Origin of the sequence: Thiocystis violascens DSM 198 (assembly GCF_000227745.2) — a bacterium.
Lineage (GTDB): Bacteria > Pseudomonadota > Gammaproteobacteria > Chromatiales > Chromatiaceae > Chromatium > Chromatium violascens.
Map to the genome: position 1 here is coordinate 4,532,418 of NC_018012.1, position 15,771 is coordinate 4,548,188.

Annotated in this window: 14 protein-coding genes and 1 tRNA gene; 4 read left to right on the forward strand and 11 right to left on the reverse strand. The window is 64.8% G+C overall.

Translation table 11 applies throughout. The annotated features are described in order from the left end of the window. Nucleotides 1-99: 99 nt before the first annotated feature. The 11 genes from THIVI_RS20115 to hemA all read right to left on the reverse strand — a co-directional run bounded on the left by THIVI_RS20115 (nt 100) and on the right by hemA (nt 11,602). On the reverse strand, nt 100-3,255 hold the full coding sequence (locus tag THIVI_RS20115) for a response regulator (protein WP_014780365.1): 3,156 nt from the start codon (nt 3,253-3,255) through the stop codon (nt 100-102). Between the two features lie 91 nt (nt 3,256-3,346). Further along, nucleotides 3,347-4,093: a HesA/MoeB/ThiF family protein gene (locus THIVI_RS20120; RefSeq protein ID WP_014780366.1), complete on the reverse strand. Its 747-nt coding sequence runs from the start codon at nt 4,091-4,093 to the stop codon at nt 3,347-3,349. Between the two features lie 82 nt (nt 4,094-4,175). After that, on the reverse strand, nt 4,176-4,586 hold the full coding sequence (locus THIVI_RS20125) for a hypothetical protein (protein WP_014780367.1): 411 nt from the start codon (nt 4,584-4,586) through the stop codon (nt 4,176-4,178). A 77-nt stretch (nt 4,587-4,663) separates the two neighbouring features. Next, the gene (gene dmeF, locus THIVI_RS20130; protein ID WP_014780368.1) at nt 4,664-5,644 is read right to left on the reverse strand and encodes a CDF family Co(II)/Ni(II) efflux transporter DmeF; all 981 of its coding nucleotides are present in this window, start codon (nt 5,642-5,644) and stop codon (nt 4,664-4,666) included. Between the two features lie 126 nt (nt 5,645-5,770). Further along, nucleotides 5,771-6,274 carry an HMA2 domain-containing protein gene (locus tag THIVI_RS20135; RefSeq protein WP_014780369.1) on the reverse strand — a complete coding sequence of 168 codons (504 nt, stop codon included), beginning with the start codon at nt 6,272-6,274 and terminating at the stop codon, nt 5,771-5,773. Between the two features lie 221 nt (nt 6,275-6,495). Beyond that, a complete protein-coding gene (locus tag THIVI_RS20140; protein ID WP_014780370.1) occupies nt 6,496-7,482 on the reverse strand; it encodes a ChuX/HutX family heme-like substrate-binding protein in 987 nt (328 codons plus the stop codon). Nucleotides 7,483-7,561: 79 nt separating this feature from the next. Beyond that, nucleotides 7,562-7,843, reverse strand: a complete 282-nt coding sequence (locus THIVI_RS20145) for a hypothetical protein (protein WP_014780371.1) — start codon at nt 7,841-7,843, stop codon at nt 7,562-7,564. Between the two features lie 133 nt (nt 7,844-7,976). Further along, nucleotides 7,977-8,165 carry a hemin uptake protein HemP gene (locus THIVI_RS20150; RefSeq protein ID WP_014780372.1) on the reverse strand — a complete coding sequence of 63 codons (189 nt, stop codon included), beginning with the start codon at nt 8,163-8,165 and terminating at the stop codon, nt 7,977-7,979. Between the two features lie 133 nt (nt 8,166-8,298). Beyond that, nucleotides 8,299-9,168, reverse strand: coding sequence for a peptide chain release factor N(5)-glutamine methyltransferase (gene prmC, locus THIVI_RS20155; RefSeq protein WP_014780373.1), 870 nt, complete (start codon nt 9,166-9,168; stop codon nt 8,299-8,301). Between the two features lie 83 nt (nt 9,169-9,251). Continuing rightward, nucleotides 9,252-10,331 carry a peptide chain release factor 1 gene (gene prfA, locus THIVI_RS20160; RefSeq protein ID WP_014780374.1) on the reverse strand — a complete coding sequence of 360 codons (1,080 nt, stop codon included), beginning with the start codon at nt 10,329-10,331 and terminating at the stop codon, nt 9,252-9,254. Then, entirely contained in the window at nt 10,328-11,602 is a 1,275-nt protein-coding gene (gene hemA / locus THIVI_RS20165) for a glutamyl-tRNA reductase (RefSeq protein ID WP_014780375.1), read from the reverse strand. The genes prfA and hemA overlap by 4 nt, the downstream gene beginning before the upstream one ends. Before the next feature lie 219 nt (nt 11,603-11,821). Here hemA and THIVI_RS20170 point away from each other — a divergent pair, with 219 nt between their 5' ends. The 4 genes from THIVI_RS20170 to THIVI_RS20185 all read left to right on the forward strand — a co-directional run bounded on the left by THIVI_RS20170 (nt 11,822) and on the right by THIVI_RS20185 (nt 15,686). Then, nucleotides 11,822-13,645, forward strand: coding sequence for a tetratricopeptide repeat protein (locus tag THIVI_RS20170; protein ID WP_014780376.1), 1,824 nt, complete (start codon nt 11,822-11,824; stop codon nt 13,643-13,645). An 11-nt stretch (nt 13,646-13,656) separates the two neighbouring features. Next, nucleotides 13,657-14,547: a 4-(cytidine 5'-diphospho)-2-C-methyl-D-erythritol kinase gene (gene ispE, locus THIVI_RS20175; RefSeq protein ID WP_052315077.1), complete on the forward strand. Its 891-nt coding sequence runs from the start codon at nt 13,657-13,659 to the stop codon at nt 14,545-14,547. A gap of 69 nt (nt 14,548-14,616) precedes the next feature. Continuing rightward, nucleotides 14,617-14,691, forward strand: a tRNA-Gln gene (locus tag THIVI_RS20180). Between the two features lie 41 nt (nt 14,692-14,732). Further along, entirely contained in the window at nt 14,733-15,686 is a 954-nt protein-coding gene (locus tag THIVI_RS20185) for a ribose-phosphate diphosphokinase (protein WP_014780378.1), read from the forward strand. Nucleotides 15,687-15,771 lie beyond the last annotated feature (85 nt).

Consider the following 15,771-nt stretch of genomic DNA (forward strand, 5'->3'; position numbering starts at 1 on the left):
TTGAGGAAGGTCGTTGCGATGGTAGTGCATGCCGGCGACTTCGGAAAACGGGATTCTCAATGTTCTGAGGCAAGTCAGTTGCGGTCGATCAGCTTCCCTTCACAAAAGAGGTCGGGACTGGGACGGGCTGGTTCCGAGCAACTCCAGCGCGGTGTCGAACTCGAACCTGTCCAGGGCGCGGCGGATCTGTCGCCGTTTGGTGTCGGACAGGATGCCGTCAAACTCGTCGGCGTGCCGCTGCCACAGCTCGGTGGCTTCCGCATCGCCTTCGGTCAGCAACTGACGCAGACGCCCCAGGCGGCGAGTTGTCTCCTCTGGATTGGCCGCCACCGCGACCGCCGGAACGGTTGGCGCGGATAACGCGTCCAAATGGTCGAGGATGGGGCTCAGCGCCTCGTCGAGCGGTTGCAGCAGATCGCGGGCACCCGCATCCCGCGACTTCGCCGCCCGCTCCAGCGCGGCGGCGGCCTCCTGCGGGGCGTCCATGCCCAGGGTGCCCGCCAGTCCCTTCAGGGTATGCGCATAGCGCATGGCCGACTCCCAGTCTTCCTGCTCCAGGTGATCCCTTAGCGTCGCAAGCGCCGTCTGGAACTGGTCCCGGAAGGCGATGAGCATCTTGCGATAGAAATCTGGATTGCCGCCGCTGCGCGCCAGACCCCGGCGCGCGTCCAAGCCCGGAATGACGGGTAGCGAGTCCGGCGACGCGGGCGGCGGCTCCGGAACGGCCGCGCCCAGCGGATGATAACGGGCCAGGATAGCGAAGAGTTCGGCGGGCTCGAAGGGTTTGGCCAGATAACCCTGCATGCCCAGGTTCAGCCCGCGCTGGCGTTCCTCCACCAGGGCGTGGGCCGTCATGGCGATAATGGGCAGGTTGGCATAGCGCGGGTCGGCGCGCAGTCGGAGAGTCGCCTGATAGCCGTCGAGCACCGGCATCTGCAAGTCCATCAGCACCACGGCATAGTAATCCGGCGCGCGCGCGGCCAGTCGGGCCAGCGCCTCGGCGCCATTCTCCGCTACGTCCACCGCGACAGCGCGCGCGCGCATCAATTCGGCGGCGATCTGCTGGTTGAGCGGATTGTCCTCCACCAGCAGCACCCGCAAGCCTTGCAGCGAGGTGGGCGCGGGAGCGGCTTGCACGCGCGCGCTGGCTGGCTGGCCGCTGGCGAAGCGGCTCAAATAGTCTCGCAGCGCCCGTGGCATCACGGGTTTGGTGATGAAATCGCAGACTCCGAATTGTTGCGCCTGATCGCGGATGTCGCCTGGATCATAGGCAGAGACGATGAGGATATGCGAGGGTGCGGGAATCTTCCGTTCCTGGAGTGCGCGCAGGACGGCGGCGCCATCCAGGTCCGGCATGACCCAGTCCAGGATCAGCAGATCATAAGGATCGCCCGCCGCCCAGGCGGCGTCCAGACGCTCAATCGCCTCGGCGCCGGTGGCGCAGTCGTCCAGCCGGGTGAGCGCCAAGTGTCTCAGCAGACTGAGCAGGGTCGCGCGTGCCTCCGGATAATCGTCGACCACCAGCACGCGCGGTTGGATCGTCGTCTCGCCAGACGCCGCGGTTTCGGGCGGCGTGGCGACGCGCGCGCAGCGGATCGTGAACTGGAAGGTCGAGCCCTGTCCTGGCTGGCTGGTGACCTCAAGCTGTCCGCCCATCATCTCCACCAGACGCTTGGAGATGGCGAGTCCGAGTCCGGTGCCGCCATATTGACGGGTGGTAGAGCTATCCGCCTGGGTGAACTCCTCGAACAGCCGCCCGATCTGCTCGGGCGTCATGCCGATGCCGCTATCCTCGACGGCCAGCCGCAGGACGATCTCCCGGGCGGTTTCGTGCACCGGTTCCAGGATCAGGCGCACATGTCCGGCCGGGGTGAACTTGACCGCGTTCGCGAGCAGGTTGGCCAGCACCTGACGCAGTCGCAGCGCATCGCCGAGCAATTCGCCGCCCTGACGGATCGCCCAGAGTCCACGTGCATCGAACAGCAGCTCGATTTCCTTCTCCTGGGCGCGTTGCTGGACCAGCAGCAGGGCCTCGCCGATGACCTGTTCGAGTTGAAACGGGGCGGGATCGAGTTCGAGCCGACCTGCTTCCACCTTGGAAAAATCGAGGATGTCGTTGAGGATGCCGAGCAGCGATTGCGCCGCCGACCGAGCCTTGGCGAGATAGTCGCGCTGCTGTTCGGTGAGCGGGGTGCCGAGCGCCAGATAGAGCATCCCGATCACGGCGTTCATCGGCGTGCGGATCTCGTGGCTCATGTTGGCGAGAAAGCGGCTCTTGGCCTCGGTCGCCGACTCGGCCCGCCGGCGCGCGGTTTCCAGTTCCTGCTGGACCGCCTCGCGTTGATGGATGTCGGCCGCGATGGCACAGGCCATGTCGTCGAGCGTGCCGCCGAGGACGGCCAATTCCTCCACCCCGCCCACTTTGCCAACGCGGGCATCGTAGTGTCCCTCCGCCAGACGCCCGGCGATGGCGCGCAGTTGCTGCAAGGGTCGCAGGACGTGACGGGCGAGGAGGCGGATTTCCACCGCGATCAGCGCGGTCATGACCAGGAAGCCCAGGATGGAGGCCAGAATCCAGTCCTGCAGACGGGCGCGGGCGCGCAGGAGTTCGGCGCTGGTGCGTTGATCGACCCGCTCCAGCAGCGCCTCGATCGCCTCCGAGAGACGCAATCGCCGCTGATTGTAGTCGCGGCTGGCGATGACTTGCCGGGCATACGCCGGGTTGGGCTGGCCGTCGGAGACGAAGTCGCGAAGTGCTGGATCGTAGAGTCCCTGGGTCGCTGCGAAGGCGATCTGCTCGATCTCCTTGAGCGCCTCGGTGGCCGCGAAGGCGTGCTTCAGGGCGTCCAGTTCGGCCGCGCCGAAGCCAACCGAACGCATCCGTTCGCGCATGGATTGGCGAGAACCCGTTGTCGGTAGATTGTGTTCTGCCTCGCCGGCGATGACCTTTTCCCAGTAGATGTGCGGGTTGGAGTCCGCGGGCGCCGGTTTCTCCCCTTCGCGAATCCCCAGGATGTCGTAATAGGCGAGCAGGAAGCGCGTGTCTCCCGCGTTCGCATAGAGACCGACGAGACGCGCCAGCAACTCCGATTCCAGACGCAGTTCGCGCACCAGAAGCAGCGCCCGCTGACGGTGTTCCTGCGCCTCGCCGAGCAGGACGTGCGCATTCCAGACAAAGAGGGTAAAGGCGCCGTTGACCCCCAGCATCAGCAGGAGCGTGGCGGAAAAAACGACTGAGAGTCGGCTGAGTTTCATGTGAACGGATCTGCGTGTTAGCCATGGCCTCGTCGCGAGGGCGACTGGTCGCGAGACAACTGTCGGCTCTCAAGCGCGGCAAATCGACCGATCACGCGCGTCCGGAACAGACCGGGCAGGCCGGATCGACGCCGAGACGCAGGCTGCGCCAGTCCATCGTCGCCGCATCCAGCAGCAACAGACGCCCGAACAGCGGCGCGCCGAGGCCGGTCAGGATCTTGATCGCCTCGGTGGCCTGGATGCTGCCGACGATCCCGACCACGGGGGCCAGCACGCCGGTGGCCGAACAGGTTTCGTCGAGATCGCCGTCGCGCGGATAGAGGCATTGATAGCAGGGATCGCCGGGCTGACCCGAGAAGGCCGTTACCTGACCTTCCAGACGGATCGCCGCGCCCGAGACGAGCGGCACGCGGGCGGCGACACAGGCCGCGTTGACGGCGAAACGGGTCGCGAAGTTATCGCAGCAGTCCACCACCAGATCCACGTCCGCGATCAGGGCGGGGAGACGTTCTTCGGTCAGGCTGTGCTTGACGACAATCAGTTCGACCTCGGGGTTGAGGGCATGCAACGCCAAGCGCGCCGAGTCCGCCTTCGGCAGGCCGATACGTTCGCTGGTATGAAGGATCTGGCGTTGCAGATTGGAGAGATCGACGGCGTCGAAATCCGCCAGCAGCAACCGACCGACGCCTGCGGCGGCGAGATACATGGCAACCGGCGAGCCCAGACCGCCGAGTCCGACAATCAGGACACTGGCCGCCCGCAGGCGTTCCTGTCCCGCGATTCCGAAGGCGGGCAGCAGAATCTGGCGGCTGTAGCGCAGAAGCTGTTCGTCGGTCACGAGTGGAATTGCCTCCGGAGCGAAAGGTAAGGCGGGGAGGCGATCCGGTTGCGCGGCCGCCGGCGCGGATGGACAGCGCGGTTTAGAGATAGCGTCGCCAATGTTCCGGACGCGCGTCCCGGCAGCCATGCTCGATCAGTTCGTAGCGCTTGGCGAACAGCTTCTCGGTGCCGTTGAGTTCGCCCGAGAGACAGCCGCAGTTCGCGCGCAGGGTGTCTTCGGTGTAGTAATGCAGGGCGCGCATGAGCTTGTGGAACAGTCGGCTATCCAGATGCAGGCCAAGTTCGCTCAGCGTCTCTTCGATTTCCTGCAATGTCGTGATGAGAACGTCGTAGCGAATCCTGAGCAGAGTGGGGGAGACGGGGTCGATGCTCAGGATGCCATCCATGTCCGCCAGGAAGCGCGCCGCGGTCAGCGCCTGGTGGGGATTCGGATGGATTTCCTGAAACGCGATCTCGCGGTGTTTGATGCGTTCGGCGTCTGGGATGTCCATGGCCCCTTAATGCTAATCGGGCGCTGGAAATAATCAAGCCGAATCGATGGCGTTTTTCCTGCTCGGGAGCGAAGCGGTTAATGAGGACAGCGATGGATTTCGACCGTCACATGGGCCAGCCCCAGTCCGGACGGCAGTTTTCGCTTGACGTCGTCCGGCGAGAGGGCGGCGTCATGGGTCACGAGCGCGATCGCGACGGCATGGAGATCCGGTCCGATCGACCAGAGATGCAGATCCGACACCCGATCCTCGCCGCTGTCCTCGATACTGGTACGGATCGCGTGTCGGATCGTTTCGGGGCCTTGCCGATCGACCAGAACCGCGCTGGTGGTCCGCAGCAGACCCCAGGACCAGCGGGCGACCAGTAGCGCGCCGATCACGCCCATCAAAGGATCCATCCAGATCAGGCCGAGGAATTTGCCCGCCAGCAGCGCGAAAATCGCCAGCAGCGAGGTGAGCGCGTCGGCCAGCACATGCAGGTAGGCGGCGCGCAGATTGTGGTCGCCATGATGGTCATGCGAGAGCGCGTGCCGATGGTCATGCGCGTCATGGTCATGGTCATGGTCATGGTCGACGTCGTGTCGATGGTGATGTCCCTCATGCTCCGAGCCCAGAATCAGAACTGAAGCCCCATTGACGAGCAAGCCGAGAACCGCCACGGCAATGGCCTGATCGAAGGCGATCGCGACCGGATCGGTCATCCGCGCCAGACTCTCCCAGGCCATGATCAGCGCAAAGACGGCCAGCAGCACCGCCCCCGTGAAACCGCCCAGCGCATTGATCTTGCCGGTGCCGAAGCTGAAGCTCGCATCCCGCGCATGCCGGCGTGCATAGATATAGGCGAAAGCGCTGATGCCGAGGGCCGCCGTATGGGAGGCCATGTGCAGTCCATCGGCGAGCAGGGCCATGGAACCGAACATGATCCCGGTGGCGATCTCGACGACCATCATCACGGCCGTGATGGCGATGACGATCAGGGTTCGGCGTTCTCCCGCCCGTTGCTCGTCCTGGCCGAAGGTATGGCTATGCTGCCAGTGCTGGAGCGTCTCGGTGTGCATGCTGGAAATCTCGCGCGGCGGACAATGCTTGTCGAAAATGTGCCGTGTGTCTTGGCGAAAGTAAAGGGGGCCGAATCCGCGTTCGCTTCAGCCAAGCATGCAGTGAAGCGCGGAATCGGATCCTGTTCAAGAACGCAGCGGCATGAAGGCGGTGACCAGAACCGCCCGCATGCGTTGCGTGAAATGCTGCCGCCAGCAGCGCCAGACATCGGCCAGGATCCAGCGGGTGGCGTTCAGCTTCATCCGACAGAGGATGCACGGCGTGGGTGCGGGCGGTGCCGACGGGGGGGAGGGACGTTGAAGAGAGCGCTGCGCCGAGCGCGTTGGCGGCTTGGCGGGGCGCAACCCTGGATGCAACCCCGGCGGGCTGACGGTCGACGGCAGCAAGGGCTGTAACGCTTGGGCGAGGATGTCCGGCGTGAGCCGGTGCGCTGGCCGATGATAGAGCACCAGGCTGGCGCAGGCCGGATTGATCCGCATCGCCTGCACCCCGTCCAGTGCGCGCAGCGCCCCCGCCATTCTGGCGCCGAGCGCGGCGTTCTCCTGCAGGGCCGGAATGCGCAGACGCATCCGTCCCGGAATCCGGTGGCAGATCTCAAAGGGTGCGAGGTGTGCGGATAAACGTGGCATGAGACAAGGCGCTCCCGTGTCGTGACTGTCGGCAATGCAGTCAGTTTAAGCGGACGCAAAGCGAAATGTAAATAGCAACGTATCTTGTTTGCATCGCATTTCGACTTGCGCTAGGCGAGCGTGAGGGCGAGCGCTCCGCCAAGCGTCACTTCGACCCCTACGCCATCGTGCTCAGCGATGGTCTGGCCTCTCGCAGCGGCGTCTCCCGTGCCGGGAGCGGCTCAATCGAACAGGGCGTTGATCAGGGTACGCCAGATCGGGTTTTCGGTTCCGCCGACACGCGGCAGATCGTCGATCAGCGCCAGTGCGCGTCCGGATTCATCGTACAGTCGAAGCTGGCGGCGGGGCGCGGATGCGCCCGTGCCCGCGGGCTGGAAGACCCAGGCGCTGTCGATCGCGCCGAGGTCGAGACGCAGCCGCGCCTGATCGCCCAAAAGCTGGAGCCAGTTACCTTCCAATCGCTGATGGATGTGGAAGGCTCCGTCGAAACGGTGCGCGACACCCGCCGTGCCCGCCAGCACCCGCACGGGAAGGGCCTGCTCGGTGAGGGTCTCCAGAAAGCAGGGAATCAGCTCGGGATCGACCAGGGTGATCCGGCCCTGATCGCGCAGCCGCGCGGGGATCAGTCGCAACCAGCCACAGATCTCCGCGATATCGGTGAACGCCGACGTCCCCGCGTCGTCTGGCCAACGCTCGGCCAGGGCCTGGACGAACAGCGGATGGGCCTGGGATGTCCAGAAGTCCGGACGTCGGGGCAGCGGAATCGCCCGCTCCCGTTCCGCCCGGTGGGTGCGCGCCAGGGTGCGGAGCGCGAAGCCGTTGGCCCGTGGGTCGAGCGAGAGGGTTAGCAGGGCGGTTCCCTGACGATTCTCGAAGCAGAGCCGACGAGGCTCCGTGCCGCCGTCTTCCGGCAAGATCCGCAGTGCATGCCATTGCTCCAGGAACAGATGCAACGCGAGTCGCCGGCCCGTGGCCAGACCGATGTCCTGATGCACGCGAATCCCAAGGAGTGGCGCCATCTGCGCCAGCGAAATTTCGGGTGTCGCGGTCTCGATCCACACCCGGTCGAGACAGGCCAGATCCCAGAGCAGTTCGGGCCAGTGTCCAGTCAGACGCAGCGCATGGGTCGCATGCTCCGGGGCGAGCGGATTCGACAGGGCGAAGGTGGCGCGGTGCGAGGCGCTCATGAGTTGGGTGACGGCAGTCATTCAATACTCCTGGTGCTTGATCGGTGTCGGTCGGTTCCGCGCGCGGCGCGGCGCGGGCGTTGTGACAGTGCCGGTTGTCTCAGGCCGTGAAGGGCGTGTCCCGCCGGGCGCCGGTGCGAGTTTGGGCGGCCAGGCAGCGCCAATGGCAGGCGAAACGCCGATACGCGCACTGCCGATCAGGATCCTTGCAAAGGTCGGGATGGAGATAGAGCGCCTCGATATGGCGGATGACCGTGTCGGCCAGGTCGGTGGAACGCTGGTGTACGTAACGCCGGATCAGATCGCCGAGCCGGCTCTCCAGGACGCGGGGTTCGAGGTGGGCGAGATCGTCGGCGGACAGTTGTGCGAGAAGGTGTTGCATAACCTGTATCTCCCTGGATGACGGGGTTGTCGGCAAACACCTGGCTGGCGGTTCGGACGCGGGTCCGTGCTGGCGGGGGTGGCCCCGAGACGGTTGGGGCTGCGCGTTTCGGTCGGAATGCGGATGGTGTGTGTTATTTGGTCAGAATCAGCTTGTTGTTGCGCGTCATGCGCAGAAAATAGCTGACGCCGGCGTGTTCGATCATGACGAGGTTGCCGCCTTCGAGCAGGGCCTGACTGGCGATGCGGGGGATCGAAGGCAGCGGAAGCCGGCTCGGGAGTTGGGCGGCGTGATGTCGGTCTGGCGCGGCGGCGGATGGCATCGTCGTTGTCCTCGGGGCAGGCGTTGGGAATCGGGTACGGTCTGGATCTTAATTTAATAAGAACCGTTCGTATTTAGATTAATCGGTGACCTTAACCCTGTCAAGCCTGTTCGTTCTTGATCGACCAACGGTCTTATGCCTCGCCTGGGCGATAACCCAGAGTCACGCGATCCTGGCCGGCCAGATCCTGGCGGGTCTCGATCCGGTCCAGTCCCCCGGCGCGCAACAGCCGTCGAACGTCCCGCGCCTGATCGAAGCCGTGTTCGACGGCCAGCAGTCCGTCCGGGCGCAGACAGCGGCGAGCATCCGCGGCGATGGCGCGGATGGCGGCGAGTCCGTCGCGCCCCGAGGCGAGCGCCGACGGCGGCTCGAACCGCAGATCGCCGCGGGCGAGATGCGGATCGGCGTCCGGGATATAGGGAGGGTTGCCGAGAATGGCATCCAGACTGTCGGCGGCGAAGGCCGAGAGCCAATCCGCTCGCAGGGTGTCGATGCCGCCGAGACCGAGCGCGCGAAAGTTGTCGCGGGCGATCCGCAGGGCCGGCGCGGAGCGGTCGGTGGCGATCAGCCGCCAGTCGGGCCGCTCGCTCGCCAGGGCCGCCGCGATGGCGCCGCTGCCGGTGCCGAGATCCGCGATGCGCAGCGGAGCGGTCGACGCGAGCCGTTCCAGCGCCGTTTCCACCAACCGCTCGGTTTCGGGACGGGGGATGAGGGTATCGGGCGAGACCTTGAGTTCCAGGGTCCAGAAGGATTGCTGGCCACGCAGATAGGCGATGGGTTCGCCGTTCAGACGGCGGGCGAGCAGGGCGTGGAAATCGGCGGCGGTCGCGGGGTCGAGTTCGCGCTCGGGCCAGGCCAGTAGATGGCTGCGCGACCAGCCGCCGGCCTGGGTCAGCAGCAGTTCGGCTTCGAGCCGGGGCGAACTGTCGGGGAGCGCGGAGAGGGCCGCCGCCGCGGCGCGCAGTGTTTCGCCGATGCTCAACCTTTGAATCATGTCAATCATTTGAACCGCGTCGACGCCGACGCCTCGGATGGATGCCGAATTGGCGGCCCACTCAAACCGATGCAAACTCTTGCGGACGCGGTTTAATTGGTCATCATCGCAGCCAGTTGCTCCGTCCGGTATTCCTCCAGCAGCGGGCCGATGACCTGGTCGAGCTGACCGGCCATGATCTCGTCCAGCTTGTAGAGGGTCAGATTGATGCGATGGTCGGTGACACGATTCTGGGGGAAGTTGTAGGTGCGGATGCGCTCGGAGCGATCACCGCTGCCAACCTGCAACTTGCGCGATTCGGATTGTTCAGACGCCTGACTTTCGCGCGCGCTCGCCAGCAACTTGGCGTGGAGCAGCGACATGGCGCGCGCCCGGTTCTTGTGCTGCGAGCGTTCCTCCTGACATTCCACCACGATCCCGGAAGGAATATGGGTGATGCGAATGGCGGAGTCGGTCTTGTTGATATGCTGACCGCCAGCCCCGGAGGCGCGATAGGTGTCGGTGCGCAGATCGTTGGGGTTGATGTCGATGGCGTCGATCGACTCGACCTCGGGAAGCACCGCCACCGTGCAGGCGGAGGTGTGGACACGCCCCTGCGATTCGGTCTCCGGGACGCGCTGGACGCGATGCGCGCCCGGCTCGAACTTCAGGCGCGAGAAGACGCCGTTGCCGCTGACGCGGACTACGACCTCTTTGTAGCCGCCCAGTTCGCCGGGGCTTTCGGAGACCTGCTCGGTGCGCCAGCCCAGAGTCTCGGCATAACGCACATACATGCGCAGCAGATCGGCGGCAAACAGGGCCGCCTCGGCGCCGCCGGTGCCGGCCCGGATTTCCAGAAAGCTGTTGCACTGGTCGTTGGGATCGGGCGGGATCAGCAGGTGGTGGAGTTCGGGCTCCAGCGCCGCGAGACGGGTCTCGGTCTGGGCGATCTCGTCCTTGGCCAGCGCGGCCATTTCGGGATCGGCGAGCATCTCCTCGGCCGCCGTGCGGTCGCGTTCGGCCTCCAGATAGCGGCCATAACAGCCCATCAGCGGTTCGAGCTGCGCATATTCCCGACCGAGATCCCGAAAGCGATTTTGATCGGTCTGCGTGTCCGCCTCGGCCAGCAAGGCCATCACTTCACTGTAGCGCTCGGCGATGCGCTCCAGCTTGCCCCGGATGGATGGATTCATGGAGCGGTTTGGGGACGGGTCTGATCGAGCTGGAACAACTCGTTGGCGGCTTCGAGAATGTCGGCCTCGCCCTCGCGCGCCGCCTGCCGCAACCGCGAGCTGGGCGCATGCAGCAGTTTGTTGGTGAGCGTATGGGCGAGAAAGCTCAAGACCTCGGTTGGGGACTTGCCGGCATCGAGCTGGCGTTGGGCGCGCGCCAGCACCTCGTCGCGCAGTTCCTCGGCCCGGTGGCGGTAGTCCTGGATCAGACCCGCGGCATCGAGCGAACGCAGCCAGGCCATGAACTCGGTGGAGTGAAAGGCGATGATCTCCTCGGCCTGCTCGGCGGCGGCCTGACGCGAGCGCAGACCCTCGTCGATGACGCCCTGTAGGTCGTCGATCGTATAGAGATAGACATCGGCGAGTTCGCCCACCTCGGGCTCGATGTCGCGTGGCACCGCGATGTCCACCATGAAGATCGGACGGTGTTTGCGCTTCTTCAGCGCCCGCTCCACGGTACCCTTGCCGAGCACCGGCAGCGGGCTGGCGGTGGAGGCAATGACGATGTCGGCCTCGGGCAGATGGTTGGCGATCTCGGTCAGCGAGATGGCGAAACCGTCGAACTGGGCCGCGAGGTCATGGGCGCGCTCGACGGTGCGGTTGGCGACGATGATCCGGCCCACGCCATTGTGATGCAGATGGCGCGCCGCCAGTTCGATGGTCTCCCCGGCGCCGATCAGCAGCGCGGTCTGTTGCGACAGGTCGCTGAAGATCTGACGCGCCAGATTGACCGCCGCGAAGGCGACCGAGACTGGGCTTGAGCCGATCGCCGTCTCGGTGCGCACCGTCTTGGCGACCGAGAAGGCATGCTGAAACAGCCGGCCCAGGAGTTTGCCGGTCGCGGTACAATCCGTGGCGGTCTGATAGGCGGTCTTGACCTGGCCGAGGATCTGCGGCTCGCCGAGCACCAGCGAATCGAGTCCGCTGGACACGCGCAGCAGGTGGACCACGGCGTCGCGGTCGGTATGGGCATAGAGATAGGGATTGACGCGCTCGTGCTCGACGCCGTGAAACCCGCTGAGCCAGCGGCGGATCTCTTCCTCGGCGCCGTCGTGCGCCGCGCAGTAGAGTTCGGTGCGGTTGCAGGTCGATAAAACGACGCCCTCGCAGACGCCCTGGCAGCCGGTCAGGTCGCGGAGCGCGCCCGCGATGATGTCCGGACCAAAGGCCAGTCGCTCGCGGATGTCGATCGGAGCATTCTTGTGGTTGAGTCCGAGAACAAGCAGCTTCATGTTAGTAATAATTCAGCGATTGTGTTGGCCGGGGTTGGCTGATCGGACAGACATTCGCGACGGTACTAGTCCGCGCAATGCCTGGTATCGCGGGCAGGTTGCCGACGAAAATCCATCGCAGCATCGTCAATGGCGCATTCCAGGGATGCACAACATCGTCATGCTACCAAATTTTGTCGACGAAAAAATGATCCGGCTTTATTGAGCGAGTTCACACGCATGTCATTTTTGTTTCCAGGTCTTTCGCGCGCGGTTTTGGCCGCCGTCGCCGTACTGTCTTGTTCCGCTCCGGTCTTGGCGCTGACCGATCCCGCGCCGCCTGCGTCCGAGCCGGCGACCGTGCCCCCTCCCGTCACCGAGAATGCGCCGCAGGTTGTCGAGCCCCGCGCGGAGATGCCAGGTCTCGACGCCGAACAAGTCTATGCGATTCTGGTCGGCGAGATCGCGGGGCGGCGCGGCGACATGGCGACGGCTTTTTTGTATTATCTGAGGGCCGCTCAACTCACGAAAGCCCCGCGCATGGCCGAACTGGCGGTGCGGGCCGCGATCAGCGCCGATGACGACGAGGCGGCCGGGCGGGGCGTGCGTCTCTGGCTGGAGCTTGCGCCCGAGACGCCCGAGGTGCATCAGGTGGCGGCCTTTCTGCGCATCAAGGCAGGGGACCGGGAAGGTGCCCTGATCCATCTGGTGCGACTGGTCGAGCTGACGGAAGGGGCGGACGAATCCGTGTTCGAGCAGGCCGCGGACATTATTGCGCGCGCGCCGAGCCCCGACACGCGGTTGGCCCTCATGGAGGCGCTGGCCGGTCGGTTTCCCGAGAGCGCGGATGCGCAGCAGTCGCTCGCGATGGTCGCAGCGAACGTCTCTCGGTTCGATGTCGCCGACCGGGCGGCGCGCCGGGCGCTGGAACTGCGCCCGGACTGGAATCAGCCGCGTCTGTTTCTGGTGAGGCTTCTGCTGTCGCAGGGGAAGCGCGACGAGGCGCGGCGGCTGCTTGAGGAGTTTGTCGAGCGCAGCCCCGACGATCACGGGCTGCACATGCTCTTCGGTCAGTTTCTGGTCGAGGAGCATGAGTTCGCGACCGCGCGCGATGTCTTCGAGCAACTTCTGAGCAATCGACCAAAGGCACCGGATGTGCTGTTTGCCGTGGGTATCCTGTCGCTCCAGCTCGATGACCTGAGCGGTGCGCGGATCTATTTCACACGGCTTTTCGAGACGGGAGAGCGCCAGGACGATGCGGCGTTTTACCTGGGGCAGACCGCCGAGCGTGCGGAAGACGCGCGAGCCGCGATCGAGTGGTACGACAAGGTCAAGGGTGCCAATCTCGCCGATGCGCAGGTTCGCATGGCGTTTCTGCGCGCCAAGGCTGGCGAGGTCGCGCAGGCGCGCGAGATCCTCAATCGCTTGCGGGGCGACTCGCCCGATGACGCCATCGCGCTCTATCTGGTCGAAGCCGAAATCCTCGATGAAGTCGGGCGGGTCGACGAGGCGATGAGCGTCTTCGGCGCGGCTCTGGAGATTCATCGCGATGATCGGGATCTGCTCTATGCGAGGGGGCTTTACGCCGTTGAGCACGGGCAGCTGCAACTGGGCGAACAGGATTTTCTCCGCATCCTGGCCTCCGATCCCGAGCATGCCGATACCTTGAACGCACTTGGTTATACGCTGGCCGACCGCACCGACCGTTATCAGGAGGCGCTTGGCTATATCGAGAAAGCCTACGCGCTCAAACCCGAGGAGCCGGCGATCCTCGATAGCATGGGCTGGGTCCACTATCGCCTGGGTCAATACGAGGTGGCGCTCGACTATCTGCGGCGTGCCCTCGACAGCATGGACGATGGGGAGATCGCCGCCCATCTGGGCGAGGTGCTGTGGGCGATGGGACAGCAGGCGGAGGCATGGTCGGTCTGGGAGGCGGCCCTGCGGGCGCATCCCGAACATGAATATCTTCGGCAAGTGGTCGGCCGCCATCGTGTCTCGGAGACGGGAATCGATGGCAACGCGGCCGATGCGAGGCATGACCCTCAGGATCCCGCGCAATGACAACGCCTTCGATGACACCCCCAATCGCGACACCGATCACCGCGGCGGACCGGGACGCTGGAGCTGCCTGGCTGGCTCCCGCCAAGCTGAACCTGATGCTGCGCGTCGTCGGTCGGCGCGAGGACGGTTACCATGAATTGCAAACGGTTTTTCAGTTCATCGACCGCTGCGACCGTCTCTGGTTCGATCTCCGCGAGGATGGCCGGATCAGACGGCTGAATGACGTCGCGGGAGTCGCGGAACACGACGATCTGACCGTCCGCGCGGCGCTTGCTCTTCAGCGGGCGACCGGCTGCACGCTCGGCGCCGACATTCGCTGCGAAAAAAACCTGCCGATGGGAGGCGGGCTTGGCGGCGGCAGTTCCGATGCCGCGACCACGCTGGTGGCGCTGAATCGACTTTGGAACACCGGGCTTGACGAGGATGCGCTGTCCGAGATCGCATTGCCGCTCGGTGCCGATGTCCCGGTGTTCGTGCGCGGACGGGCAGCCTGGGCCGAGGGCGTGGGCGAGCGTCTGGTGCCGGTCGAGTTGCCGCAAACATGGTTTCTGGTTCTGGCGCCCGCGTGCTTCGTCTCGACCCGGTCGGTTTTTTCGCATCCGCAATTGACACGGAATTCCGATCCAATCAAACTAGCCGACTTCCTAAGCGGGAATATCGTCAACGATTGCCTGCCGGTCGTGCGTCGCGAATACCCGCCCGTTGCCGCCGCGCTCGAATGGCTGTCGGCTTGGGGCGATAGTCGTTTGACAGGCACTGGGGGTTGCGTCTTTGCCTCGTTTGACGATCGGGAACGCGCAGTCGCTGCCTGCCGGCAATCCCCCGCCGGGATGAGTGGATTCGTGGCTCAAGGGCTGAATCGCTCGCCATTGTTCGTTCGGGCGGATCGAGAATCAGGTTAAAGTCCAGTCTCGTTCACGCAAAGACACCTGATGTTCGACATCGCATTCATTGAAACGACAGTCGCTTTTTGGGGCGTAGCCAAGCGGTAAGGCACCGGGTTTTGATCCCGGCATCCCCAGGTTCGAATCCTGGCGCCCCAGCCAACTTCCGACTCCCTCGCGAGCGCGCAGACAGGAAAACGCCCGTGCCTGCCAGCCAATTGATGGTCTTCTCCGGAAACGCCAACCCAGAACTGTCGGTCGAGATCGCCGGCCATTTGAGTCTGCCGCTCGGCAAGGCCGTGGTCGGCCAGTTCAGCGACGGCGAGGTCATGGCGGAACTCCAGGAAAATGTGCGTGGCCGCGATGTTTTCGTGGTCCAGCCGACCTGCGCCCCGACCAACGACAATCTGATGGAACTCCTGGTGATGATCGATGCCCTGCGCTGGGCCTCGGCGAAGCGCATCACCGCGGTGATTCCCTATTTCGGCTATGCCCGGCAGGATCGGCGTCCGCGCTCCGCGCGCGTCCCCATCACCGCCCGGCTGGTCGCGAAGATGATCGGTCAATCCGGCGCCGATCGGGTGTTGACCGTCGATCTGCACGCCGATCAAATCCAGGGGTTTTTCGATATCCCGGTCGACAACGTTTACGCCTCGCCGATCCTGCTGGGGGATGCCTGGCGTCAGAAATACGACGATCTGATGGTGGTCTCGCCCGACGTGGGCGGCGTGGTGCGTGCCCGTGCACTCGCCAAGCGGCTCGACGACGCGGATCTGGCCATCATCGACAAGCGTCGTCCGCGCGCCAACGAGGCCAAGGTGATGAATATCATCGGCGACGTGCGCGGGCGTTCCTGCGTCCTGATCGATGACCTAGTCGACACCGCCGGCACGCTGTGCCGGGCCGCCGAGGCGCTCAAGGACAGCGGCGCGCGCATGGTCACGGCTTATTGCACCCATCCGGTACTGTCAGGTCCCGCCATTGAAAATATCGCGGCCTCGCAACTCGACGAGTTGGTGGTGACCAACACGATTCCGCTGCGCCCGGAGGCGAAGGCCTGCGGCAAGATCCGTCAGCTGAGTATCGGCGAACTGCTGGCCGAAACGATGCGGCGGGTCTCGAACGAAGAATCGGTCAGTTCGCTGTTCATCGATTAAACCGCGGCACATACCCGCGTCTGGCGGGTAGAACGCCGGAATCCTGGTCGCGGGATCCCGGCGTCTTTCATTCAACGAAACTGGA